The sequence below is a fragment of the Pontibacter sp. 13R65 genome (assembly GCF_047525655.1).
Lineage (GTDB): Bacteria > Bacteroidota > Bacteroidia > Cytophagales > Hymenobacteraceae > Pontibacter.
On record NZ_JBLIQL010000009.1, the window covers coordinates 26,365 to 50,397 of the forward strand.

A 24,033-nucleotide genomic window follows, 5' to 3' on the forward strand; every position below is an offset into this window, starting at 1 on the left:
GGGCAATGAAAAATGAAGAAGGGCGTTGATGTTGTAGGCGTAATTTTCGGGAGCAGGGGAACGGAATAAGGATTTCAGTTGTCAGAGTACTGTAGCTATCAAAACCATTTTTACAATGAAAAACAATTTTTCAAACACAGTCATCGGTCGGCTTCGTGCCATCGGTATTTTAGAAGGTATATCGTTTTTACTGCTACTTGGCATAGCCATGCCACTAAAGTACATGGCCGGCATACCAGAAGCTGTGAAGTTTGTAGGCTGGGCGCATGGCGTACTGTTCGTGCTCTACATCGGTGCCGTAGCGCAAGCCGCTATGGATCATAATTGGTCTCTTAAAAAAATTGCTATATCCTTGTTTGCATCGTTACTGCCTTTCGGCCCTTTCCTGATAGACGGAAAACTGAAGAAGGAAGAGGATGCTGCCAGAAACGCTTCGGTTAAAGAAGTAGCATAAATATCAACTCGGTACAGGAACGGCTCCGGAAGGGAATTATTCTAATGAAAATTCCCTTCCGGAGCCGTTTTTTGTTATTAGCGCTTTAGGCAAAAAGATTATAAACTAATCGTGTTTAAAGATCAGGATTGGTATTTAAAAAAGACTGCTTAAAGAGTTGCTACATTAAGAGTATTTCGCTTAGCCGTACAAAAGGTCAGCATATCTTGTTCCGTGCAGGCGCTGATAGTTAGCATCTTACTCTATAGGCACAAAAAAAGCGAAGCACCTTCTGTAAAGTGCTTCGCTTTTTTATTCCATCAGGCAAGGCCTGTAAAGCGAATTCTTAAGAAAGAGACTCTGCTTTTGATTTAGCCGCGTTTGTAGCCAAGATCTCATTCTGAACGCCCATAGAGTGCTGGTGAATGGCATCGAAAATGGCTCTTACAAAACTCTCTTCCAGACCAGTTTCGTTAGCAACACGCATTCTGTTTTCTACCATTTGATTCCAGCGGTCTGCCTGAAAGATGTCGAGTTTATTGGCTTTTTTGTACTCACCAATTCGCTTGGAAACATCTGAACGGAGGAACAACACGTTGATCAGGTCCGTGTCCAGCTTGTCGATGAGGTTACGCAGCTCCTGCAATTGCTCCGGGCTGGCAACGTGCTCCGTATCCAGGTCGAGCGAGGTAAGCAGGGAGTCAAGACCAGCTGGTGTTACTTGCTGTGAGGCATCGCTCCAGGCTACATCCGGGTTGTTGTGCGTTTCAATCATCAGACCATCCACACCTAAGTGCAGCGCCTGCTGGCTTACTGTCTGCAGCAAATCACGACGGCCAGCTACGTGGCTTGGGTCGCAAAGCAATGGCACACCTGGCAACAGCGCTTTTATTTGCTTGATAGTTTCCCATTTCGGGTGGTTACGGTAAGGCTTGTTGTTTGGCGTAGAGAACCCTCTGTGGATGAGGCCAAGATCTGTAATACCTGCCTGGTTCAGACGCTCCAGCGCACCAACCCACAGCTGAATATCAGGGTTAACCGGGTTTTTAACCATCACCGGGATGTCAACACCGCGAAGGGCATCAGCAATTTCCTGAACTGAGAAAGGGTTTACCGTTGTGCGGGCACCTATCCAAAGAATATCCACACCATATTTAAGAGATTCTTCTACATGGCTGGCGTTAGCTACCTCGCAAGTAGTTAACAGGCCAGTTTCCTGCTTCACGGTGTTGAGCCACTCCAGACCAACTGTACCGATTCCTTCGAACATGCCCGGACGCGTACGTGGTTTCCAGATACCTGCTCTGAAAACAGATACTCTGTGGTCTTTCTTTAACTCACGCGCAGTCTGGAGCATTTGCTCTTCGCTTTCTGCGCTACAAGGACCAGCGATTACCGTTGGCAATGGGCCTCCATTTAAAATCTTGGTCTTAGTTGCTAGCTGAAGGTTTGGATTATTTGAACTCATGGTCAATTATGGTTTATGGTGTGTTGTTTTATTCTTTTAATGGATTCTTCTAATTGGGCTACTGGTACACAAAGCGATACTCTTAAATAGCGATCGCCCTGGCTTCCGAAAATTTTACCCGGTGTCAGAAATACGCCTGCCTGGTAGAGTATTTCATCCAGAAATACTTCCACATCAGGTATGATATCTGGCACTTTGGCCCAAACAAACATGCCTACCGTATTAGGGTCGTAACTGCACCCTAGCATGTCGAGCAGTTTATGTGCCATTTGCTTTCGTTCGGCGTACACTTCGTTGCGTTGCATGTGCCACTCATCTGAATTACGAAGTGCTTCAATAGCCGCATGTTGTACTGCCTGGAACATACCGGAATCAATATTGCTTTTTACTGTCAGCACCGTGTCCAGGTAATCTTTCCGGCCCAGGATCATGCCTACACGCCAGCCCGCCATGTTATGCGACTTGCTCAAGGAGTTAAGCTCCATGCAGCTATCGAGGGCACCTGGCTGGCTTAATAGGCTAAGCGGCGCTGTATTAGGTAAAACCAAGCTATATGGATTATCGTTCACTAATAGGAATCTGTATTTACGGGAAAGTGCAAATAAAGATTGAAATATTTCTGAATTTGCTTCCGCGCCTGTAGGCATGTGCGGGTAATTGATCCACATCAGCTTTACACCTTGGCTTGCCTGCTCTTCCAGTTCCTCCATATTGGGGAGCCAGTTGTTCTCAGCGGTGAGGTTATAGAATACAGGTTCTGCCCCTACCATACGTGCCGTAGTGGCATAAGCCGGGTAACCGGGGTTAGGAACCAACACCTTATCACCTGGATTCAGGAAAGCCATAGTTAAATGAAACACACCCTCCTTGGAGCCCATCAGGGGGAGTACCTCTGTGTCAGAATTGAGCTGCACCTGATAAGTTGAGTCGTACCAATCTGCCATAGCTTTGCGAAGCGCTGGAAGCGACCGATAGGGCTGATAACCGTGGCCTGAGGCCTGTGCGGCGGAGGCAGTAAGTGCTGCCGTAGTTTCTTCGGAAGGAGGAAGATCCGGGCTGCCAATGCCCAGGTTTATCACCTGCTTTCCCTGCGCATTCAGGGCAGCTACTTCAGCCAGTTTTTTGGCGAAATAATATTCCTGAATATGGGCCAGTCTGTCGGCCTTGGGTATAATCATGGTATTTATTAATTAACAGAGGTGGTTAAGGCACATTCGCGGCATTCTTCTAATTGCTGTGGAGTAAGCGCCTTATGGTACAGTCCCAGCAACTGCAGGTTTTCTACCATCGGCTTCAGCTCCTCAATGGCATGGAGCAATCTGTAGTAATCGTCGCACTCCAGGTCTATGGCTACGTTGTGGCTCGTGTTACCCGATGGCGCAGGAATAGATTGAATTAGAGGAATGTTAATATCTTCGGTGTACAGCTTGTTGATAACCGCACCAAGCAAGCTCCCCACATGCGGAATCTGCACAACAAGCGATGCCTTGTTAGCAGTAGGCCTCTGAGTTTGCTCCTGCGGATGGTTAGCCAGTACCAGGAAGCGTGTGTAATTATCTTTTCTGTCGGCTACGTGCTCCTGCAGCATCTCCATACCGTATAGTTCTGCGGCCTGGCTACTGGCTATAGCTGCCACTCCCTTTAAGCCATTTGCGCTTATCTCGCGGGCGCTGTCGGCGGTGTCTTGTCTTTCTTCGGTGTGCAGGTGCTTGTGCTGGCGCAGGAACAGTCCGCACTGCAGCAGCGCCACAGGATGCGAAATAACGGTGGTAATATCTTCCAGCCGCTGGCCTGGTAAGGCCATCAGGTTCTGGTCTATGGGCAACCACAATTCACCTATAATATGGAAGTGGTGGTACTCCTGTAGCAGCGTATAGTTTGTGAGAATGCTACCAGCAAGGGCATTCTGAATAGCCATTACACCGTAAGTTGCTTCGCCCAGGTGCAGTTGCTCGCACAGCTGATCAAACGAACTGCAGGGCAAGATCTCTGCCTTTTCAGGTGCGAAATATTGGCGTGCTGCTGTGTCGTGGAAAGAGGCAGCGCCACCCTGAATTGCGATTTTAATTTTAGTTGCCATAGAATATTTAAACGAAAAGCCCCGCTTGCGGCGGGGCTTTTAAGATTTTGCTGTATGTTTTATAAACGCAATAGCATTACCTCTGGAGCCCCTAGTGGGTACCAAAAAAGTAAAAGCTAAAGTAAAATGCGTTGCTTAAAATCATATTGTTATTATTATGCTGTAATATTAAGTAAACTCTTAATAACCTTCAAACTTTTTTGCGAAAATTTTTTTCAAAATTATGTCTCAAAAGAATTTGCTGCCTTACCAAGCTAACTTTGCCCTTTATAACTGCCCCTTCTTTTATACCTACGCTATGGCTTCTACAACATATAATTTTGGTATATATGATCACAACATAAAGTAGTAAGAGCTGGTTCAAAAACAGATGCTTTATCTGAAAAAAGTTAAGCTACTGCTAAAAAGGCTATGGCACCAAACGATACATCAGTTTATAGCCATGGAAGAACAAAGCGAGTCGACCCCTGAAAACCGACTCGCTTTGCGACTTTCTTGCTATCAAAGTATCAGGAACCCATATCGGCGTAAAGGTGGGTTTGCGCATACTGCTTGCGCACCTCCTGAAATACTGTTTTTACGAACTCTTTGTTTATGCCAAAGGAGTTTGCCTGCTTCAGCAGGTTCTCCAGTACATCGTCCCAGGCCTGCTGTCTGTCTAAGCTGCATTCGTCGGCTTTTAAATCACCGATTTGAGCTGAAACCAACGAGCGGCGTGCCATCAGGTCAAGAAGTTGGTCGTCAAGGTGTTCAATTTCTTTTCGCAACTCTTCCATTAACACTCCCTTGCGGGTCGTTTCTTCGTCAGTTTGGTTCAGCTTCAGCGACTGCAGGAGCATGTCCAGTTCTTGGGGCATGAGTTGCTGCTGCGCATCGCTCAGCGCCATGGCCGGGTTGTAATGCGATTCTACCATCAGGCCATCGTAGCCCAGGTCGAGTGCACGCTGGCTTACCGGACGTAACAGACTTCGGCGGCCTGCTATATGGCTGGCATCGCAATAAACTGGTAAATCCGGCAGCATATTCTTCAGCTCTACCACATGGTCCCATTTCGGGTGGTTGCGGTAGGGCGCGTTATCTATAGTAGAGAAGCCTCTGTGGATAACGCCAAGATCTGTAATGCCATTTTGGTTGAAACGTTCCAGAGCACCAAGCCAAAGCATAAGCTCTGGGCTAACAGGGTTCTTTACAAGCACCGGCACGTTAGCACCCTTCAGTGAGTCGGCTATCTCCTGTACCATAAAAGAGTTAACTGTGGTATGGGCTCCAATAATCAGAATATCTACTTCTTGCTTCAGCGCTTCAGCCACATGGCTGGTGTTGGCAACTTCGCAGGCCGTGCGAAGGCCCGTTTCCTGCTTTACAGTGCGCAGCCACTCCAGGCCCACACTGCCAACTCCCTGGAAACTACCTGGTCGCGTACGTGGCTTCCAGATGCCAGCTCTGAAAATAGTTACACCCTGCAGCTTTTTCAGCCCTTTGGCTGTCAGCAGCATTTGTTCCTCGCTCTCAGCACTGCACGGGCCGGCGATTACAACAGGACCCGACGTCTTAGCCAAAGTGCTGGTGCCTTTGGTCAGGTGCAAGCTAGGTGTGGAAGTTTTCATAATTTACTTCTTTTAATCTTTAAACGAATTCCGGCCAAAAATAAGAAAGCCCCGCTTGGGGCGGGGCTTTTCTGGTTTATCTTTCCATTACTAATAACGCAAAGCATCTGCCATCAGCCCCCTATACAGGTGCAAATAGATTTTAGATTTTGAGCTTGTACGCGGACTAATAACATTGCTTTTCTTTTTATGATGTGTAAATGTAATATATAGAAATTAAACTGACAAGAATTTATTGAAAAAAAATCAATAAAAACAACCAATTGTTATGATCGTTAACAGACTTTAGAGCTTCTGTTGCAAATATGTAATAATTAGCCTCCGGTTTATTTGAGGCTATTTATTACACGCAAGGGGAGTGGTGGTGTAAGCAGAACAGTATTCTACACCAAATCAGGAGGGGGCGGCAACGAGTTGTCTTTTTTAGGAAACAGCAGCGAAGCAACTATTGAAATAGTCAGAATAGCGCCCACTACCAACAGGGCATAGCGCATATCTATTTCTACAATATCGCTTAGCAACAACTTAGCTCCAATGAACACCAGAATTAACGAAAGCCCATAGTGCAGGTAGTGGAACAGTTGCATAATACCAGCCAGCGCAAAATACAAAGCTCTAAGACCCAGTAGTGCAAACACGTTAGAAGTATACACAATAAAAGGATCTTTTGAGATGGCCAGGATGGCCGGGATAGAGTCGGCTGCAAACACCACATCAGTACTCTCTACCATGATCAGTACCAGAAACAAAGGCGTTGCATACATCTTGCCATCCATTTTAACAAAGAACTTGCCGCCTTCTGATTTTTTAGTGAAACGTAGTTTTTGAGTTACCCACACAATTAGTGAGTTTTGCTCCGGATGCAGCTCGTTATCGTCGTGGCTAAAGGCCATTTTAATGCCGGTGTATACCAGAAAGGCACCAAGAATATAAATAATGAAGTGGAATTTGGCAATTAGAGCCACACCAATTAAAATAAACAAGGCGCGCAATACCAAAGCACCAATAATGCCCCAAAACAGCACTTTGTGCTGGTACATGAGCGGTACTTTAAAATAATTGAAGATTAGGATAAAGACAAAGAGGTTGTCGACACTCAGCGATTTCTCAATCAGGTAAGCTGTTAAGAACTCAAGGGCAGGAGCAGGTCCTTTCCAGAAGTAAATGATGGCATTGAAGCCTAGCGAGAGCACTACCCAGAATAAACTCCAAAGTAGCGCCTCTTTTATTTTTACCTCATGCGCTTTTCTGTGAAACACAAAAAGGTCGAGCCCCAGAAGCAACAGCACAAAGGCGTTAAACAGAATCCAAAAGACAATAGAATTATCCATAACCAAGCCTGATGACTTATTTTTTTGTAAGCAAAAGGTAAATATACCGGAATATATTTGGCACAAGCACAGGATTTGCCGATTAAATTTAAAGCGGCTTTGAAAGTATTATTTTAGCAGGAGAAAAGAGGCTCTAATAGCGGTCGAAGTGACGAAAAAAGCTTCTGATTTTCATTTTGAGCACTCCCAGCACGGCTTCCTTAAAAATACCTTTCGACATTTTTGATTCGCCTTTGGTGCGGTCTGTGAAAATGATGGAAACCTCCTTTATTTTAAAGCCATACTTGTAGGCCAGGAACTTCATTTCAATCTGGAAAGCATAACCTACAAAGCGGATCTTGTTGAGCTGAATAGTTTCCAGGACTTTGCGACGGTAGCACTTAAAACCAGCTGTGGTATCGGCTATTGGCATGCCGGTAATAAGTCGCACATAGGCACTGGCAAAATAAGACATCAGCACCCGGCTCATGGGCCAGTTAATAACATTTACCCCTTGGCTGTAGCGGCTGCCAATGGCCACGTCGTAGCCACCTTTTGCGCAGGCGGCATAGAGGCGTACCAGGTCTTTGGGGTTATGAGAGAAGTCGGCATCCATTTCAAATATATATTCATAGCCATGCCGGAGGGCGTATTTAAAGCCATGAATATAGGCGGTACCTAACCCTAGTTTTCCCTGGCGGGTTTCCAGGTGCAGACGCTCCGGGAACTCCTGCTGCAAGGCCCTTACAATGTCGGCTGTGCCGTCCGGAGAATCATCGTCTATAATGAGCAGCTCAAACGGGTGACTCAGTGACATCACCTTCCTGACCATCGCCTCAATGTTCTCTTTCTCGTTGTAGGTTGGAATTATCACCAGAGAATCTTTCATAGCTCAAATATATAGCTATTTAGCTATTAGGTGCCAGCGCTGGAGCCAATTTTATTCTGTTTTCGGCTATTTTCTGGCAGCGAAAGTGCTTTGCTGTATGCTGGAGCCTCTTTTCTGCGACTGCACTGCCAGCTGGCACTGCAGGATAATGCGCTCATTTTGTACTATATTTTTCTTTCTTCTTGCACCGTCTTTTACGTTTTACCAATTTTTACCAATTTCTTTTCCTCTCTGTCAGCTTGTAAAAAGCTTTTGGGGGAGAGGCAGAACATTTGGCACACACTTATTTATACAATATCCCTGATTCTAATTTGATTACAACCAATTAATTATTCTAATAAAGATGCCTTTCCAAAGCTTTTTGGGCCTTTTTGTGCCAAAGGCTTCCGTGGAGGAAGCCTTACAAACATTTTCCGGTTAGTGCGCTTTGCGAAAGAAACCCTACTTTTAAAGCTGAAAATTAGCAAGTATATGCAAAAACAAAAATGTGTGTTCCTGGATCGTGATGGCGTGCTGAACCGCGAAATGGGAGATTATACCTATAAACTGGATGCCTTTGAAGTGCTGCCAGGAGTTCCTCAAGCTTTACAGATTTTGAAAGAGCACGGCTATTTGCTTATCGTTATTACTAACCAGGCCGGTATTGCCAAAGGTCTTTACACCCGAAGCGAAGTGCTGGCTTGCCACCAAAAACTGCAGGGGCAATGCCAAGGAATAATAGATGCCATTTATTTTGCGCCAGGACATCAAACTGTCTCAGCCTCGCTTTCTCGGAAACCGGACAGCCTGATGCTGGAACGTGCCATAGCAAAGTACAATATTGATCCTGCGCTATCGTGGATGGTTGGAGATACGCCCCGCGATATGGTGGCAGGCGAAAAAGCAGGTGTGCAAACTATTCTGGTAGGGGAGCACCATGCCGAAAAAGCACATGCTTTACAGGCCAAAGATTTGTTGGAGGCAACCAGGTTTATTTTAGAAAGCACAAAAAAACCGGCCCAATGAGCCGGTTTCTTCTATATCTAGACAGTTAATCTATGTTTATAGATTAACTGTTGGTGCCATCTGTAGCTGACGCTGGGGCAGACACAGACACAGTAACTGTTTCAGGGGCTGTGTTGTGGTCTGGCTGTACGCTGCTGTAAGCAGGGCAGTAAGTTTTGCAGGATGCCATACCCAGGGCCAGGCATAAGGTGCCGTAAAGTACTAATTTTCTCATTTCAAATAAAGTTTAAAGACAAAGGCGTTTTCAAAAATAAGCTTTTTCCCTGCAAAAACAAAACTAATACAATTTTAAGATAGAGGCCTTACACCTCATATCCTAAAATCTTCATCATAGCCTCGCTGGTCTGCTCCGGTGCGAACTGCCAGTCTACCAGTTCCCCATTTTCGTCGCGATCAATAATTACGTGCTGAGGCGCTGGAATAAGGCAATGCTTAATGCCACCGTAACCGCTAAGCGACTCCTGATAAGCACCCGTGTGGAAGAAGCCGATATAAAGCGGCTGGTCTTTTGGTATTTTTGGTAAAAACACCTGAAACGAGTGCATTTCGGAGTTGTAGTAATCCTGGCTATCGCAGGTAATTCCGCCCAATTGGATCTTACGGTATTCTTTGTCCCAATGATTCACAGAGAGCAATGGCCAGCGCTGGTTTAATGCCCAGGCATCAGGTAGGTTGGTAATGAAAGAACCATCAATCATGTACCATAACTCTTTGTCGTTCTGTAATTTGTGATCCAGAATAGAGTAAATAGTGGCACCGCTTTCACCCACTGTAAAGATGCCAAACTCAGTAAAAATGTTTGGTTCTTCTACGCCTTCTTCCTTGCAAATACGCTTAATGGTGCGCAAAATTTCTTCTATCATATAGCGGTAGTTGTAATCCGCCTGAATAGAAGTTTTGATCGGGAAGCCTCCGCCAATATCGATCGTATCGAGTTCAGGGCAAACCTTTTTAAGCTCACAATATTTATGCACAAAGCGGCTTAGTTCTGACCAATAGTAAGAGGTGTCTTTAATGCCGGTGTTAATGAAGTAATGCAGCATTTTAAGCTCAAACTTCGGATCGTCTTTAATCCTGGTTTCGTAGAGCTCAATTACATCGTTGTATCGAACGCCGAGGCGCGAGGTATAGAACTCAAACTTCGGTTCCTCATCCGATGCCAGGCGCATGCCTACTTTGCATTTCTCCGTTACGTGCTCCTTGTAGTATTCTATCTCGTCAAGGTTGTCGAGTATAGGCATACAGTTGCGGAAACCTTCGTTTATCAGCTCCGACAGCCAGTGTTTGTAACGCTCGCGCTTAAAGCCGTTGCACACGATGTAAGTGTCTTTTGAAATCTTGCCTTTATTATAAAGCGCCCGTACAATCTGCATGTCGTAGCCCGACGATGTTTCTATGTGAATATCGTTTTTAAGAGCCTCATCGAGCACAAAAGAAAAGTGTGACGATTTGGTGCAGTAGCAATAGGTATAGCTCCCCCTGTAATCGAATTTTTCCATCGATTCTTTAAACAGAAGTTTTGCCTTCTGAATCTGAGAACTTATTTTGGGTAAGTATGTTAATTTTAAAGGAGTACCATATTTGTTGATGATATCCATAAGCGGGATACCGTTAAAATATAGCTCGTTATTTTCTACTTTAAATTCATCTGTCGGAAAATCAAACGTTTGATGAATAAGGTCGGTATATTTATCCATTGAAGGTTGTTAAGGGTCTTTGTGAAAACATGCAATATTCTCTGTATTTTACAATCTTTGCAAAAACTTTGTTCAAATTAAATGAAAAAAGTAAAGCTAATTGAAGTGAGATCGGAATTGGGGGCCGGTACAAGGGGAGCGGGGATGGGCATCGACGCCCTGAAAGTGGCTTGCCTCGACAAAGAGTCTGACTACTTTAAACGCTTCAACTCCATTGCAGTACCCGACCTAAACTACACGCTATTTGACAAAGATTATTTTCCCACAGCGCACCACATTGATAGTATCCTTTCTATTCTGAAAAGTGTGAGCAACACGGTGTCGCAAACGCTGGAGTTCGGTATGTTTCCGTTGGTGCTGGCCGGCGATCACAGCAATGCAGCCGGCACCATAGCCGGTATCAAAAAAACATGCCCTGAAAAAACGCTTGGAGTCATCTGGATAGATGCCCACGCCGACATCCACTCTCCCTACACCACTCCCTCCGGCAATGTACACGGTATGGCCATGGCCATTGCCCTGAACGAAGACAACCTCGACTGCAAAAAAAATGACCCAGCCCCCGAAACGATCTTTTTCTGGGAATCGCTGAAACGCGTAGGCATAGAAGGGCCGAAGCTTAAACCGGAGCACCTGGTATACATAGTGGTGCGCGACACAGAAGGCGAAGAAAACTACCTGATCCGGAAGCTGGGCATCAAAGCCGTAAGCTACAATGAAGTAGGAGCCAAAGGTGTAAGCAAGGTTGCAGAAGAGACACTGGCGCACCTGAAGGACTGCGACCTGATTTATGTGTCGTTTGACGTAGACAGCCTCGACTCTAAATTCTCGAAAGGAACCGGCACGCCGGTAGAGGTGGGGCTAACGGTGGAGGAAGCGAAAGAACTTTGCTGCGAACTGGTGCATGACCCGCGCGTGTGCTGCTACGAAATGGTAGAAATTAACCCTACTCTCGACACCGAAAACACCATGGCCGAAAACGCTTTCGAGATTCTGGAATCGACCACCAAAGCCATTCTGGACCGCGAGTCTAAAAGCCAACACAAATTATTCTAATGATTTTGCCCTTCCAAAGCTCTTTCTTGCTGAAAGAGGTCAAGGGTTGACATTTATTTTAGCATCCATTTAAGAATAAGCGCTAAATTTGTGGTATCTGTCGTTTCTTGAGATACACAAAAGTTCATGCATTTACAACACACCATCAGCCAACGAATTAGTGAGGCGCTTCAAGCGCTGTTTCAGGTATCCGTTGATGCTTCCCAGATCAGTTTGCAGCCAACACGCAAAGAATTTGCCGGCACCTATACCTTTGTTACCTTCCCCTACACCAGAACTGTAGGTAAAGGGCCGGAGCAGATAGGAGAGGCCCTGGGCGCTTACCTGAAAGAGAATGCTGCCGAAATTAAAAACTTCAATGTAGTAAAAGGCTTCCTGAACCTGGAGGTGCAGGACACTGTGTGGCTACAACTGTTGCGCGACATTATGCAGCAACCTGAGTTCGGAAGAGCAGCCGCTTCTGGTAAAAATGTGATGGTAGAGTACTCATCACCGAACACCAATAAACCGTTGCACCTGGGCCACCTGCGCAACAACTTCCTGGGTTACTCTGTGTCTGAGATTCTGAAAGCAAACGGGCATCAGGTGCTAAAGGCAAACCTGGTGAACGACCGTGGCATTCACATCTGTAAATCGATGCTGGCGTACCAGTATTTTGGCAACGGGGAAACTCCTGAGAGCAGCGGCCTCAAAGGCGACCACCTAGTGGGCAAATATTACGTGCAGTTCGACAAAGCTTACAAAGAGCAGATAGATACGCTGGTGGCAGAAGGCGTAGATAAAGAAGAAGCCAAGAAAAAAGCACCGCTCATGCTGGAGGCACAAGCCATGCTGCATAAATGGGAGCAGGGCGATGAAGAAACCGTGGCCCTCTGGAAAAAAATGAACAACTGGGTGTATGCTGGCTTCGATGAGACCTACCGCAACATTGGCGTTGATTTTGATAAATACTATTACGAGTCTGGTACCTACACACTCGGCAAAGAGCGTGTAGAGGAGGGGCTGCAAAAAGGAGTTTTCTTTAAAAAAGAAGATGGCTCTGTGTGGGTAGACCTCACCGACGATGGATTGGACCAGAAGCTCTTGCTTCGCTCCGACGGTACCTCGGTGTACATTACCCAGGATCTGGGAACAGCCGAACTTAAATACAACGACTTTCCGTACGACCAGTCGCTGTACGTAGTAGCCGATGAGCAGAATTACCACTTCCAGGTGCTGAAATCAGTGCTGAGGAAGCTGGGTAAACCCTATGCCGAAGGTATTTTCCACCTCTCTTATGGCATGGTCGATTTGCCTTCCGGTAAAATGAAATCGCGGGAAGGCACAGTGGTAGATGCCGATGAACTGGTTGCCGAAATGGTAGACACGGCGCGTCAGCAGACCGAGGAGCTGGGTAAAATAGAAGGATTTACTCCAGAGGAGGCACAGCAACTGTACCACACGCTGGCCATGGGCGCGCTCAAGTACTTCCTCCTGAAAGTAGACCCGAAAAAACGCATGCTCTTTAATCCGCAAGAGTCCATCGACTTTAGAGGGCACACAGGTCCGTTTATTCAATATACACATGCCCGTATTTCGGCCATTCTGCGTAAAGCAGCCGACATGGGCATAGGAGTAGATGCCATTTCGTTTAGCAACCTTACTCAACTGCACGAAACAGAGCAGGAGGTAGTTACGCTGCTCGTGAACTACCCTGATGTGGTAAAAGAAGCAGGCAATTTGTATGCTCCTTCTATAATAGCGCAGTATGCTTACGACCTCGCAAAAGCTTATAACCGGTTTTACCAGGAAATTTCAATCTTTAATGAAACCGACGAGCAGGCCCGCAGTTTCCGTATTGCCCTTTCGGCTATGGTGGCTCGCTTTGTGCGCGAAAGTATGAGCCTGCTTGGTATTGAGGTGCCCGAGCGTATGTAGGTTTAAATCAGGCTGTATCGGCAATGGCAGTTGCTCTAGGGTTTTGTAAACATTTTCAGGTTATTACAGTTACAGGTACATAGTTAAAATGAAGTCAAAAATGAAAAAGGCATTATTCTCCATTGCATTACTGGCAGCCGTTGTTTTTGGCTTTGCTTGTACACCCTCTACTAAAGGAGCCGATAAAGAAAAAAACATGGAAACAACAGCGCAACAAGAAACGCAGAAGCAAGATGGCTTCTATGGTTTCAGCATGACCACACTAGATGGCAAAGAAGTGGACTTTTCGCAATACAAAGGCAAAAAAGTGATGTTGGTAAACACAGCCTCTGAGTGCGGGTTTACCAAGCAGTACGCTGACCTGCAGCAACTGCACGAGCAGCACGGGCAGGAAGTGGTGATTCTGGGCTTTCCGGCGAATAATTTTGGTGGTCAGGAGCCAGGGTCTAACGAGGAGATTGCCTCTTTCTGCCAGAAAAATTATGGCGTAAACTTTCAGATGTTCGAGAAAATCTCGGTTGTAGGCGATGATCAGCACCCACTGTACTCCTGGCTGGAGCAAAACTCCCCAAACAACGACAAACCTACCTGGAACTTCTGCAAATACCTAGTAGATGAAAACGGAACGGTTGTAGCTTTTTACCCTTCCAAAGTAAAACCAACAGACGAAGTAGTGCTGGCCGCTATCAAGAAGTAAGGCTACTAATAAGAGTTTAATTTTTCAGGTCCTTCAGGACTTGCCAAGGAAACAGTCTGGTGCCACAACGTTGGCGAAAGTTTTTCTGGCAAGTTCTGAAGGACTTTTTTTGTGAAATAGGACGTTTTACGGTATTTTCAACAATGGAAGACCTGAACTACATAGAAAAGAACAGAGAATCGTGGAACAGCAGCACCGACTACCATGTGAAGTCGGACTTCTACGACATGGATGGCTTTTTGAAAGGCAACAGCTCTTTAAACAGCATCGAACTAAACCTGCTCGGCGATATTGCCGGAAAATCTGTTCTGCACCTGCAGTGCCATTTCGGTCAGGATTCTATTTCGCTGGCCAGAATGGGAGCAAATGTAACAGGCGTAGATTTATCGGATAGAGCCATCGCTAAAGCAAAAGAAATTGCAACTCAAACCGGTGCCAGGGCCGAGTTTATCTGTTGCGACCTTTACGACCTGCCGCATCACCTCCACCAGCAGTTTGATATCGTGTTTACCAGTTACGGCACCATTGGCTGGCTCCCCGACCTGGAGAAATGGGGGCAACTAATCTCTGCTTTCTTGAAGCCTGGAGGTAAATTCGTTTTTGTGGAGTTTCACCCAGTGGTGTGGATGTTTGATAAGGATTTCAATAAAATTGGCTACAGCTATTTCAACACCGGCGCTATAGTAGAAACAGAAGCTGGCACCTATGCCGATCGGGAGGCGCCTATTGCGCAAGAGTCTGTATCTTGGAATCACAGCTTAGGTGAAGTGCTGCATGGGCTGCTGCACAATGGGTTACAGCTACAGTCTTTCCAGGAGTTTGATTACTCGCCCTATAACTGTTTTAACGAGACAGAAGAATTTGAGCCGAAAAAATTCCGCATCAAGCACCTGCAAAACAAAATACCCATGCTGTATGCGCTCGTAGCTACCAAGCCTTAAGCCCAAAAGCACAAAACAGGCTCCGGAAGGCCATTTTTATTTGAATAATTCAGAAAAAGCAGCACCCTATTTCCAGAATGCTTAAATTTGGTTTATCAACCGCCTGCAATTTCAATTATCTATAAGTTTACAAGTTGGATACTTCAACGCAACAAACCACTCCAAATCCAGGCCTGCTAAAAGCCTGGATTTCGGCTTTTAGGCCTCGTACTTTGCCGCTGGCCCTTTCGTGCATAGGCATGGGCGGTTTTATGGCAGCCGCAAACCATGTGTTCGATGGCAGCATTATAGCGCTTTGCGTGCTCACTACGCTGTTTCTGCAAATACTCTCTAACCTTGCCAACGACTACGGCGATTCCAAACACGGCGCCGACAGCGTGCACCGCGAAGGACCGAAGCGGGCGGTGCAGGCGGGTCATATTACAGCTGCCCATATGAAAAAAGGCATGATGGTATTTAGCCTGCTCTCGCTGCTGTCGGGCTTGCTGCTGTTGTGGGTGGCTTTTGGAACAGAAGGGCTGCTGCTCGCGCTGCTGTTTCTGGTGTTGGGCCTGGCTGCAATCTGGGCGGCCGTTAACTACACAGCTGGAGATAAACCTTATGGTTACGCTGGGTTAGGCGATATCTCCGTTTTTGTTTTTTTTGGGCTTGTCGGCGTACTGGGGACTTACTTTCTACAGGCGCTGGAGTTTAACCCGCTGGTGCTGCTGCCCGCCTTTGTCTGCGGCTTCTTCTCCACTGCCGTGCTCAACGTCAATAACATCCGCGACATCCACTCCGATAAACTGGCTGGCAAATATTCCATACCGGTGCGGCTGGGTCCGAAGCGCGCCCGCATCTACCATATTATTTTACTGGCAGGTGGCGTAGCAAGTGCTGTGCTCTACGTGGCGCTGAACTATTATGCTGCCTGGCAGTTTCTGTTCGTGCTGGCGCTGCCACTGGTTGTCATTAACGGCAGAAATGTGTGGCGCAAACAGACATCCGTAGAACTAGACCCTTACCTCAAGCAAATGGCCATGACTACACTGGCGTTCGTGCTGCTGTTTGGGCTGGGGCAAGTGCTGTAGAAAAGCATCGCTTGTGCAGCAGCGCGAGATGCCATGCTTGCCTTGTGGGTTAAGTTGAAGTTCATAGCTGTTTTAACTCAAGAGACTGTACTTAAGACCTGCTGACCGGTATGAATGTTGATGTTTGCTTTCCTTTCAGTAGCGCTTATCTTATTGTACAATAGAAAGTTATGGTCAACAACATATTCAAGCAGATAGGATCAGGTGCCTCCTACACTTGCACACGGTTTATGTTAATTACTAGTATAGCAGGTTCGCTGCTTAGCGTTTTTACCTTAAGTTCAGGCTGGGGTGAGGTCTATCCTTTCTTTTCGTGGAAGTTATTTACACAACCTCTTGGCAACAAAGGAAGCTATACAGAATACAGAATTTATACCTCTAACACGAAAGAAGGAGCCAAGTGGCAAAGGCAAGAAATTAAAGCCACACCTACTTTTACCACTGATGAATACTATTATTGCTTTAATGCCTTAGTAAAAACTGCGTTAGCAGACTCTGCCAGGGGCAGTAACGCAAAGGCAAACCTATTCAGTTTTGTACGCCATGTAGTACCAGCAGCTCACGCTTATAAAATAGTAGAGGAAATATATGCTCCTCTTGAGTTACTTAACAACCCTACTCGCTATGACACCCTCACCGTTATTACATTCTAATGTGAAAGCAGGTCTGGGAGTAACAAGCAAGGATAGTAGGAGTTGGTTTAACTTTAATTGTGCTGTGCTAGCGCTTCGCCTGCTTACTTGCTTATGGCTTTACTGGTGCTATCAGCATTACGAACTGCTGCTACAGCGTCCGCCCGAAACCTTTATACAAGTAAATGCATTTTTAAAGGCTATTATGCCTGTCTTACCTGATCCAATTGTGTTTGGGGTTATAGCAGGCCTGGCCGCTCTTCTGAATCTGCTACAGTTAGTAAAACGCAGGACATATATACTCTTACAACTTGCACAAAGTCTGTGTCTGCTTTGGCTAAACGTGCCTCAGTGGAGCTATGGAGCCATAAGTCATGTTAATCATACGTTTCTGCTGGCTCACTTATTTCTGGTTTTTATACCTTCTGGCAGCAGTAGGCCAGACAAATATTTAAACAAGAGTGTGAGCCTTTTCTACACAGGAATTTTAGCGACCTATACCTTAGCGGCTTTTTGGAAAGTACCCTCTGTTTTATACAAGATTTTTACCGCCTCACCAGATGTTCACTGGCTGCATCCACATGGCGCACTTTACAATGCAATAATCAGCCACCGAAGTATAGATGCTGTATTCGGAATGGAAAAGCTGTACCTGTCTTTTCCCCTGTTTTGGCAGGTTAGCTTTGTTGTTATGGTCTCCTTACAATGCATTAGCATTTTTGCTGCCTTCAGGTTACCGCTCCGGCCTTGGTTTGGTTTGCTGCTGGTTCTTTTCCATACTGTAAATATTATAGCCTTCAAGATTTATTTTGCAGTTGCCATTTTCACTATTATTTGCCTCTTTTTTCCTTATGATGTCCTGTTTCTCAAAAAGAGCGACTACCAGCCTGAACCTACAGTCAATGCTTCAGGTAACGGAATAACAAATTTCAAGAAGCGCCGGGAACGGCTATGGCAAAAGTATTCTTATTTAGTGGGTTTGCTTTACCTTCCTGGCCTCAACACATTAGCGAGGCTCTGGGAAGCGATTCAGCGGAAAAGAACCCATTAGCTTTATCTTTCCTAAAGTAGCGGGTTTTAAAGCAACACACTAAGGAATCTTCTTTTCATATCAGACCCAGACTCCAATTATTCTAATAAAAATAGGCTTCCAGAGGTAATTTAGGCATTTTCCTGGTCAGGGTATGGGGTGGTTTGTGCGGCATATAGCACTTTTCCTCAGTTATAGCACCAGCACATTTAATAATTAGCACATTAACAACTACCTTTGCCTCTGTAACCAAACCTGAATTCTGTCATGGCCCTACTTGCTTTTGTGCTCACTATATCGCTGATGCTCGTGGTAGTAATCGTGGTGGTGTATGCCGAGCGCAAGGTGGCAGCCTTTATGCAAGACAGGTTAGGGCCAACGGAGGCAGGGCCATATGGTACGCTGCAGCCATTGCTCGATGTGCTCAAACTTTTGCAGAAAGAAGACATTATTCCAGCTGCTGCCGATAAAAAGATGTTTGCTGTAGCGCCTATACTCATTTTTGCAGCTGTTTTTGCCGGTTTCGCCGTTATTCCGCTTTCGCCTACGCTCGTGCCTGCCGGTATTGGCATTGGCGTTTTTTATTTGCTCGCTATCATCTCTTTGGATGTAATCGGGCTGCTGATGGCTGGCTGGGGCTCCAATAACAAATATGCCATGCTAGGTGCTATGCGCTCGGTGGCGCAGATTGTGTCGTACGAAATTCCAGCCGGTTTGGCGCTGTTATCGGTAGTGATGATCTGCCAATCCCTCGATTTTCAGGAAATAAGTTATCAGCAGGGGGCGCTGATGAACAGCTTTCCAGGGCTGGAGCAGGAGCAGAACTGGCTCTTCGGTATAAAAGCCCTTGGTATGGAAACCACGTATGTGGGAGGTCTTACAACCTGGAATGTATTCAGGGCGCCACTTTTACTGGTGGCCTTTATTATTTATTTTATTGCGGCTCTGGCCGAGTGTAACCGCGCACCTTTCGATATTCCGGAGGCGGAGTCGGAGCTGGTAGCTGGTTTCCACGTAGAATATTCTGGCTTCCGGTTCGCCACTTTCTTTTTGGCCGAGTACGCCATGATGGTGCTGGTTTGCCTGGTAGCAGTCATTTTGTTTCTTGGAAGTTGGAACTCGCCTTTGCCAAATATTGGTCCGCTTGCGTTAGCAAACTGGACCACTGGCACGGTAGGCGGCTTCAGCAGCATGCTGTGGGGAGCTTTCTGGCTGATCTCTAAAACACTGGTGCTGTTGTTTGTACAGCTCTGGGCCCGCTGGACTTACCCGCGTCTGCGCGTAGACCAACTCATGCACCTTTGCTGGAAAGTCCTCACACCCGTTGCCTTAGGCGTGGTGCTGCTTGCTGGCATATGGCGACTGCTGATGGTGTAATTATAGGAAACAAGACATTAGACACAAGAAGTAAGACTTTATCTTCTATAGAAGAAAACAGAAGCAGGTTTGTCTGGAGGGAGGACGTGCAAAAGCATTGTACAACTCTTAATCTAGTGCATGTAAAATCATGGAAAAATCAATAGTTAAACATAAAGTAGGTTTTTGGGATGTGGTGAAGTCGCTGGTGAGCGGTGCTCGCCTGACGCTGCACCATTTCCTGCATGCCGATAAACGCCGAAAGCCGGTGTATGTCAGCGACGATAGCTATTTCGAGCAAACCGAGGGACTGGTAACGCTTACTTATCCTTATGAGGCCTTGCCTGTTCCGGACAATGGCCGCTACCGCCTGCACAACGAAATAGACGATTGCATTGTGTGCGATCTTTGCGCCAAAGTGTGCCCGGTAAACTGCATTACCATAGAATCTGTAAAAGCCACAGAAGATATAGGTGTAACTTCAGACGGCACCAAAAAGCGCCTCTACGCCCCAACCTTTGATATAGACCTGGCCAAATGCTGCTATTGTGGCCTTTGCACCACCGTGTGCCCCACCGACTGTCTTACCATGACGCCTGTTTATGATTTCCCGGAAGTGGACATCAAAAATATGGTTTACCACTTCACCGACCTTAGCCCGGAGCAGGCACAGGAGAAGAAGCAACTGTTGGAGAAGCAGCAGGAGGAAATGGCCGCGGCCAAAGCCGCCGCACTGGCCGCGCGAAAGCAGCAAGGGTAGTGCAATGGTTCAAACAGTTGAATTAGAAGAATTTATAATTGCATATACATCCTGTAAAAAGGTAAATGAGGACTCTGATATTTATTCAGATTTAGATTTGGTTGGCGATGATTTTCATGATTTTATAGATGCCTATGCCAAAAAGTATGAAGTTGATATTTCATCATACCTTTGGTACTTTCATGGAGATGAAGAGGGTAATAATTTTGGAGGACTTTTATTTAAACCACCATATGCTAGAGTACAGCGTATACCGGTAACTCCAATATTACTAGCTAAGTTTGCCAATACCCGGAAATGGGAAATACCTTATCCTGAGCATCATCTTCCGAAATATCGGTATGATCTATTGCTGAATAGGTTAATTGCAGCTGTTTTACTCGTCGTTATTGTAGCGATAGCTGCAAGTAAATTTTCTTAATGGAGATAAGATAAATCTTTAACCATGCTATTTTACATCTTCGCTTTACTGGCCGTTGTTTCCGGTGCCTATATGGTGCTGACGCGCAACCTGCTCTATGCAGCTTTTGCGTTGTTGCTCACGCTGCTAAGTGTGGCAGGTATTTTTGTGATGCTGTTTGCTGATTTTGTGGCTGTTGTTCAACTAATGGTGTATGTGGGTGGGGTACTGGTGCTGATTTTGTTTGGCATCATGCTCAGTACCCGCGTGAAAGATAAATCGGTGATGTCGCAGAATGTGAATACCAGTTGGGGAACTGCAGGAGCTGGCTTGGTAATGCTTGGCCTTTGTTACACCATTCTGCAAACAAATTTCGCAGAACTTCCTTGGCTCGAAGCAGCCAGTACCGATATGTTAGCAGGCCAGAAAAGCACCGTGCAGGCCATAGGCGTAAAGCTGATGACAGATGTGGTACTTCCTTTTGAAGTCGCTTCGCTGCTGCTGCTGATTGCCCTCATAGGATCGGCTTACATTGCCACCGATAAACCAACTAAATTGTAACATGGAGCAGATACCTTTAGAGCACCTGCTGCTGCTTGGGGCAGTACTTTTTAGCCTCGGTATATGGGCTGTTATTACCAAGCGGCACGCGGTGGTGGTGCTAATGGGCATCGAACTGATTTTTAATGCTGCCAATGTAAACCTGGTCGCTTTCTCGCGCTACGATCCGGAACTGATGCAAGGGCAGTTATTTGCTCTTTTCGTAATGGTAATTGCTGCCGCAGAATCTGCCGTGGCATTGGCAATTGTACTGCGGGTATATCAGCATTTTAATACGGCTAACCTAAACGAAGTGGTAGGGGAGCAGTAGCCGCTACATACGCTCAATTATTCTAATTAAAATTCCCTTCCGGAGCATATTAACCTAATTTTGGCTCAAGGGTACGACAAGTTCCCAAATAAAGTGAAAGCTATTTAAAGCTAAGGCTGCAGATTAAGGATCTTTATTCTAAACTCTATCAAAATATTTCCAGCCAAACCTTTGAAGTGTATCTCATAAATAAGAGACTTGTGAGTTAAAGCGCTATAAAGGCTTTTATAAAGTTCAGGAAAATGCATTTTTGAGTATTTCTACTTTATGATTTCTAGTTTTTAGTTTGGCGAACCCTCTTATTTCTTGCCTCCTCCCATAGAACATATAATATTTGTGTTATTAAAAGCGCAATATCCTTAACTTTGCCCCCTCTATACAGGCTGCTTCAATTTATAGCATTTTTGCGCTGTATAAAGTAAAACATTAATCTGTCGAAGTAGAACTTGGAGCTTTCCGCGCTTATAGAGCCTCTGGCTGGCACACCCGAAACTAAGCTTGCGCTGGCAGTGCTTTTGCTGCCCCTGCTTGCCTTTCTGAGCCTTTTCTTCTTTGGCAAGCGGCTGCCCCGCCAAGGCGATTGGTTGGGCATTGCCTTTACCGCCCTGGCCTTGGGTTTATCGGTTTGGCTGTTCACCGCCACGTGGAACACAACCACCTTTCATAGCCGGGTGGTGTGGTTTAGCCTTCCTGCGCTTAATGCTTCTTTTACAAATTTCACTGCCGGTATTCTCCTCGATAATCTCACGGTGCTGATGCTGGTGATTGTGACCTTTATCTCTACCCTGGTGCAGCTTTTCTCAGTGGGTTATATGCATGGTGATGAAGGCTACAGTCGCTATTATGCCTTTCTTGGCCTGTTCACCTTCAGCATGCTGGGTATTGTGCTGGTAGATAACCTCCTGCTGCTGTTTATGTTCTGGGAACTGGTGGGCTTCTCCTCTTACCTGCTGATAGGCTTCTGGTTTGATAGGCCTGCAGCAGTGGCTGCCAATAAAAAAGCATTTTTGGTAAACAGGGTGGGCGATATTGGTCTGCTGCTCGGGCTGTTTTTTTTCTACACCTGCTTCCGCACCTTCGATCTGGAGGCGCTGCGCACCCTTGTGAACGAAGGCAGCTGGATCAGCGGTAACTTTCTAGCGTCGTTTCAGCTGCACGGACAGCCCTGGGACCTGGAGTTGGACCCGCTGTGGCTGACCTTGGCCGGTTTAGGTTTGTTTATGGGTTGTGTGGGCAAATCGGCTCAGTTTCCATTGCAGGTGTGGCTTCCGGATGCCATGCAGGGGCCTACACCTGTATCGTCGCTGATACACGCGGCAACTATGGTGGCGGCAGGCGTTTACCTGCTGGCCAGGTGCTATGCCTTTTTTACAGTAGATGCGCTTACAGTGATCGCCGTTGTGGGAGCCATTACGGCTCTGCTTGGGGCTATTGCAGCACTTACTCAAAACGATATTAAAGCGGTGCTGGCCTTCTCCACCATCTCGCAACTAGGCTATATGGTGATGGGGATGGGGACAGGCGCACACGATGCCTCACTTTTCCACCTAACCACGCATGCATTTTTTAAAGCAGCGCTGTTTCTGAATGCTGGCATTATTATACATGCCATGCACCGTGGCTTGCACCACACGCATCAACCGGAGGACATCGATCCGCAGGATATCCAGAATATGGGCGGCTTACGAAAAGTAATGCCATTTACATTTTTTACCTATGCTTTGGCCGCTGCCGCGCTAGTTGGTTTACCGCTCTTTTCAGGCTTTTTGTCAAAAGACGCAATTTTGGCGGGGAGTTGGGCTTGGGCACAAACCATGAGTGCCAACGGCAATGTTCTGTATTTTCTGGTACCAGCCATCGGTTTTGCCGTGGTGTTGCTTACAGCTTATTACATGGGCCGCCACCTGTGGCTCATGTTCTTTGGCGAGTTCCGATTACCCTTTGATGTAAATTCTCTACGTTTTTCTGCTGGCAGGGAGGTGGAGCTGGTTATGCTGCTGCCGGTTGTACTGTTGGCGGTATTGTCGCTAGGCGTATTTTTCTCTCTAAACCCACTCGATTTTGTCGGAAGCTGGCTGATGCAGGGGCTTAACCTACACTTGCTGGCTGCCAATGCCAAACCGCTGGCAGATGGTTTGCTGCAGGCCGTGGTGGAGCAGGACAAAGCAAACCATGTGGCGCATGTGCTTTTTGCGGTGTTGGCCGTTGCATTGGGCGTGTCTGGAGGTGGCTATGCCATGATTAAGTACCGAAATAAAACAAAAGAGATGTTACTGCAGGAGGAACCGCAGAGCGCTCTGGGTAAACTCTCTTATAACCACTTTTACCTCGACCAGTTTTACAGCACAGCTTTTGTAAAACCTACGCTTTACCTGGCCCGCACCCTGTACCGCACCGACAAGCGGGTAATTGATTACCTGCTGAACAATGGCAGTATTATACTGGTGGTGCTGGCTAAAATGACCGCCTGGTTCGACAGGCTGGTGGTAGATGGGGTGGTATGGCTGGTGGGGGCTCTGTCGCGGTTAGCAGGGCTGTTTGGCCGAAAGCTGCAGAACGGGAAGGTGCAGTCATACTTTGCTTACTCTCTTTTCGGATTTATTTTGATAATACTATACATAGTCCTGAAATGATAGTTAATTTTGCGGCTTGAAAAAGAGGTCGCATCAAGGGAATTTCCGCTAAGGCACCTTCTTACATGGCATAGCCTAAGGGCCAAAGAGTAGTTTTAAGCTCCGGAAGGCCATTTTTATTTAAATAATTTAAGCCGGTGACTAAAAATCAGCGAGCTAACATATAAACAGTTTTTGGCTT

At 46.3% G+C, this 24,033-nt stretch carries 22 protein-coding genes; 14 read left to right on the forward strand and 8 right to left on the reverse strand.

Annotated elements, in window-relative coordinates:
* Window positions 1–115: 115 nt before the first annotated feature.
* Window positions 116–454, forward strand: coding sequence for a DUF3817 domain-containing protein (locus ACMA1I_RS12505; RefSeq protein WP_337068690.1), 339 nt, complete (start codon window positions 116–118; stop codon window positions 452–454).
* Window positions 455–779: 325 nt separating this feature from the next.
* Here the strand turns inward: ACMA1I_RS12505 and ACMA1I_RS12510 are convergent, their stop codons facing one another.
* The 6 genes from ACMA1I_RS12510 to ACMA1I_RS12535 form a co-directional block, all read right to left on the reverse strand.
* A complete protein-coding gene (locus ACMA1I_RS12510; protein WP_337068691.1) occupies window positions 780–1,901 on the reverse strand; it encodes a chorismate mutase in 1,122 nt (373 codons plus the stop codon).
* Between the two features lie 2 nt (window positions 1,902–1,903).
* Complete coding sequence (locus ACMA1I_RS12515; protein ID WP_337068692.1) at window positions 1,904–3,079, reverse strand: pyridoxal phosphate-dependent aminotransferase; 1,176 nt, start codon at window positions 3,077–3,079, stop codon at window positions 1,904–1,906.
* A gap of 8 nt (window positions 3,080–3,087) precedes the next feature.
* A complete protein-coding gene (locus tag ACMA1I_RS12520; protein WP_337068693.1) occupies window positions 3,088–3,981 on the reverse strand; it encodes a prephenate dehydratase in 894 nt (297 codons plus the stop codon).
* 509 nt (window positions 3,982–4,490) lie between these two features.
* Window positions 4,491–5,588: a bifunctional 3-deoxy-7-phosphoheptulonate synthase/chorismate mutase type II gene (locus tag ACMA1I_RS12525; RefSeq protein ID WP_337068694.1), complete on the reverse strand. Its 1,098-nt coding sequence runs from the start codon at window positions 5,586–5,588 to the stop codon at window positions 4,491–4,493.
* 383 nt (window positions 5,589–5,971) lie between these two features.
* Window positions 5,972–6,919: a TerC family protein gene (locus tag ACMA1I_RS12530; protein WP_337068695.1), complete on the reverse strand. Its 948-nt coding sequence runs from the start codon at window positions 6,917–6,919 to the stop codon at window positions 5,972–5,974.
* Window positions 6,920–7,052: 133 nt separating this feature from the next.
* Window positions 7,053–7,787 (reverse strand): polyprenol monophosphomannose synthase, encoded by a 735-nt coding sequence (locus tag ACMA1I_RS12535; protein WP_337068696.1) that lies wholly within the window; start codon window positions 7,785–7,787, stop codon window positions 7,053–7,055.
* A 471-nt stretch (window positions 7,788–8,258) separates the two neighbouring features.
* Between ACMA1I_RS12535 and ACMA1I_RS12540 the strand changes: the two genes are divergently transcribed.
* Window positions 8,259–8,792 (forward strand): HAD family hydrolase, encoded by a 534-nt coding sequence (locus tag ACMA1I_RS12540; protein WP_337068697.1) that lies wholly within the window; start codon window positions 8,259–8,261, stop codon window positions 8,790–8,792.
* 43 nt (window positions 8,793–8,835) lie between these two features.
* Here ACMA1I_RS12540 and ACMA1I_RS12545 read toward each other — a convergent pair whose 3' ends face one another.
* Both ACMA1I_RS12545 and ACMA1I_RS12550 read right to left on the reverse strand, forming a co-directional pair.
* Window positions 8,836–9,006 carry a hypothetical protein gene (locus ACMA1I_RS12545; protein WP_337068698.1) on the reverse strand — a complete coding sequence of 57 codons (171 nt, stop codon included), beginning with the start codon at window positions 9,004–9,006 and terminating at the stop codon, window positions 8,836–8,838.
* An 88-nt stretch (window positions 9,007–9,094) separates the two neighbouring features.
* The gene (locus ACMA1I_RS12550) at window positions 9,095–10,489 is read right to left on the reverse strand and encodes an arginine decarboxylase (RefSeq protein WP_337068699.1); all 1,395 of its coding nucleotides are present in this window, start codon (window positions 10,487–10,489) and stop codon (window positions 9,095–9,097) included.
* Between the two features lie 81 nt (window positions 10,490–10,570).
* Here ACMA1I_RS12550 and rocF point away from each other — a divergent pair, with 81 nt between their 5' ends.
* The 12 genes from rocF to nuoL all read left to right on the forward strand — a co-directional run bounded on the left by rocF (window position 10,571) and on the right by nuoL (window position 23,852).
* On the forward strand, window positions 10,571–11,545 hold the full coding sequence (rocF, locus tag ACMA1I_RS12555) for an arginase (RefSeq protein WP_337068700.1): 975 nt from the start codon (window positions 10,571–10,573) through the stop codon (window positions 11,543–11,545).
* A gap of 126 nt (window positions 11,546–11,671) precedes the next feature.
* Window positions 11,672–13,462, forward strand: coding sequence for an arginine--tRNA ligase (gene argS, locus ACMA1I_RS12560; RefSeq protein ID WP_337068701.1), 1,791 nt, complete (start codon window positions 11,672–11,674; stop codon window positions 13,460–13,462).
* 100 nt (window positions 13,463–13,562) lie between these two features.
* Window positions 13,563–14,159: a glutathione peroxidase gene (locus tag ACMA1I_RS12565; RefSeq protein ID WP_414703908.1), complete on the forward strand. Its 597-nt coding sequence runs from the start codon at window positions 13,563–13,565 to the stop codon at window positions 14,157–14,159.
* A gap of 143 nt (window positions 14,160–14,302) precedes the next feature.
* On the forward strand, window positions 14,303–15,100 hold the full coding sequence (locus ACMA1I_RS12570; RefSeq protein WP_337068702.1) for a class I SAM-dependent methyltransferase: 798 nt from the start codon (window positions 14,303–14,305) through the stop codon (window positions 15,098–15,100).
* 134 nt (window positions 15,101–15,234) lie between these two features.
* Window positions 15,235–16,170, forward strand: a complete 936-nt coding sequence (locus tag ACMA1I_RS12575) for a 1,4-dihydroxy-2-naphthoate polyprenyltransferase (protein ID WP_337068703.1) — start codon at window positions 15,235–15,237, stop codon at window positions 16,168–16,170.
* A gap of 230 nt (window positions 16,171–16,400) precedes the next feature.
* Window positions 16,401–16,823 (forward strand): hypothetical protein, encoded by a 423-nt coding sequence (locus tag ACMA1I_RS12580; protein ID WP_337068704.1) that lies wholly within the window; start codon window positions 16,401–16,403, stop codon window positions 16,821–16,823.
* 1,276 nt (window positions 16,824–18,099) lie between these two features.
* Entirely contained in the window at window positions 18,100–19,209 is a 1,110-nt protein-coding gene (locus ACMA1I_RS12585) for a complex I subunit 1 family protein (protein WP_337068705.1), read from the forward strand.
* A gap of 130 nt (window positions 19,210–19,339) precedes the next feature.
* Window positions 19,340–19,948 (forward strand): 4Fe-4S binding protein, encoded by a 609-nt coding sequence (locus ACMA1I_RS12590; protein WP_337068706.1) that lies wholly within the window; start codon window positions 19,340–19,342, stop codon window positions 19,946–19,948.
* 4 nt (window positions 19,949–19,952) lie between these two features.
* A complete protein-coding gene (locus ACMA1I_RS12595) occupies window positions 19,953–20,369 on the forward strand; it encodes a DUF1493 family protein (protein ID WP_337068707.1) in 417 nt (138 codons plus the stop codon).
* Window positions 20,370–20,393: 24 nt separating this feature from the next.
* On the forward strand, window positions 20,394–20,909 hold the full coding sequence (locus ACMA1I_RS12600; RefSeq protein ID WP_337068708.1) for an NADH-quinone oxidoreductase subunit J: 516 nt from the start codon (window positions 20,394–20,396) through the stop codon (window positions 20,907–20,909).
* A gap of 1 nt (window position 20,910) precedes the next feature.
* Window positions 20,911–21,219 carry an NADH-quinone oxidoreductase subunit NuoK gene (nuoK, locus tag ACMA1I_RS12605; protein ID WP_337068709.1) on the forward strand — a complete coding sequence of 103 codons (309 nt, stop codon included), beginning with the start codon at window positions 20,911–20,913 and terminating at the stop codon, window positions 21,217–21,219.
* A gap of 446 nt (window positions 21,220–21,665) precedes the next feature.
* Window positions 21,666–23,852: an NADH-quinone oxidoreductase subunit L gene (nuoL, locus tag ACMA1I_RS12610; RefSeq protein WP_337068710.1), complete on the forward strand. Its 2,187-nt coding sequence runs from the start codon at window positions 21,666–21,668 to the stop codon at window positions 23,850–23,852.
* Window positions 23,853–24,033: the final 181 nt, after the last annotated feature.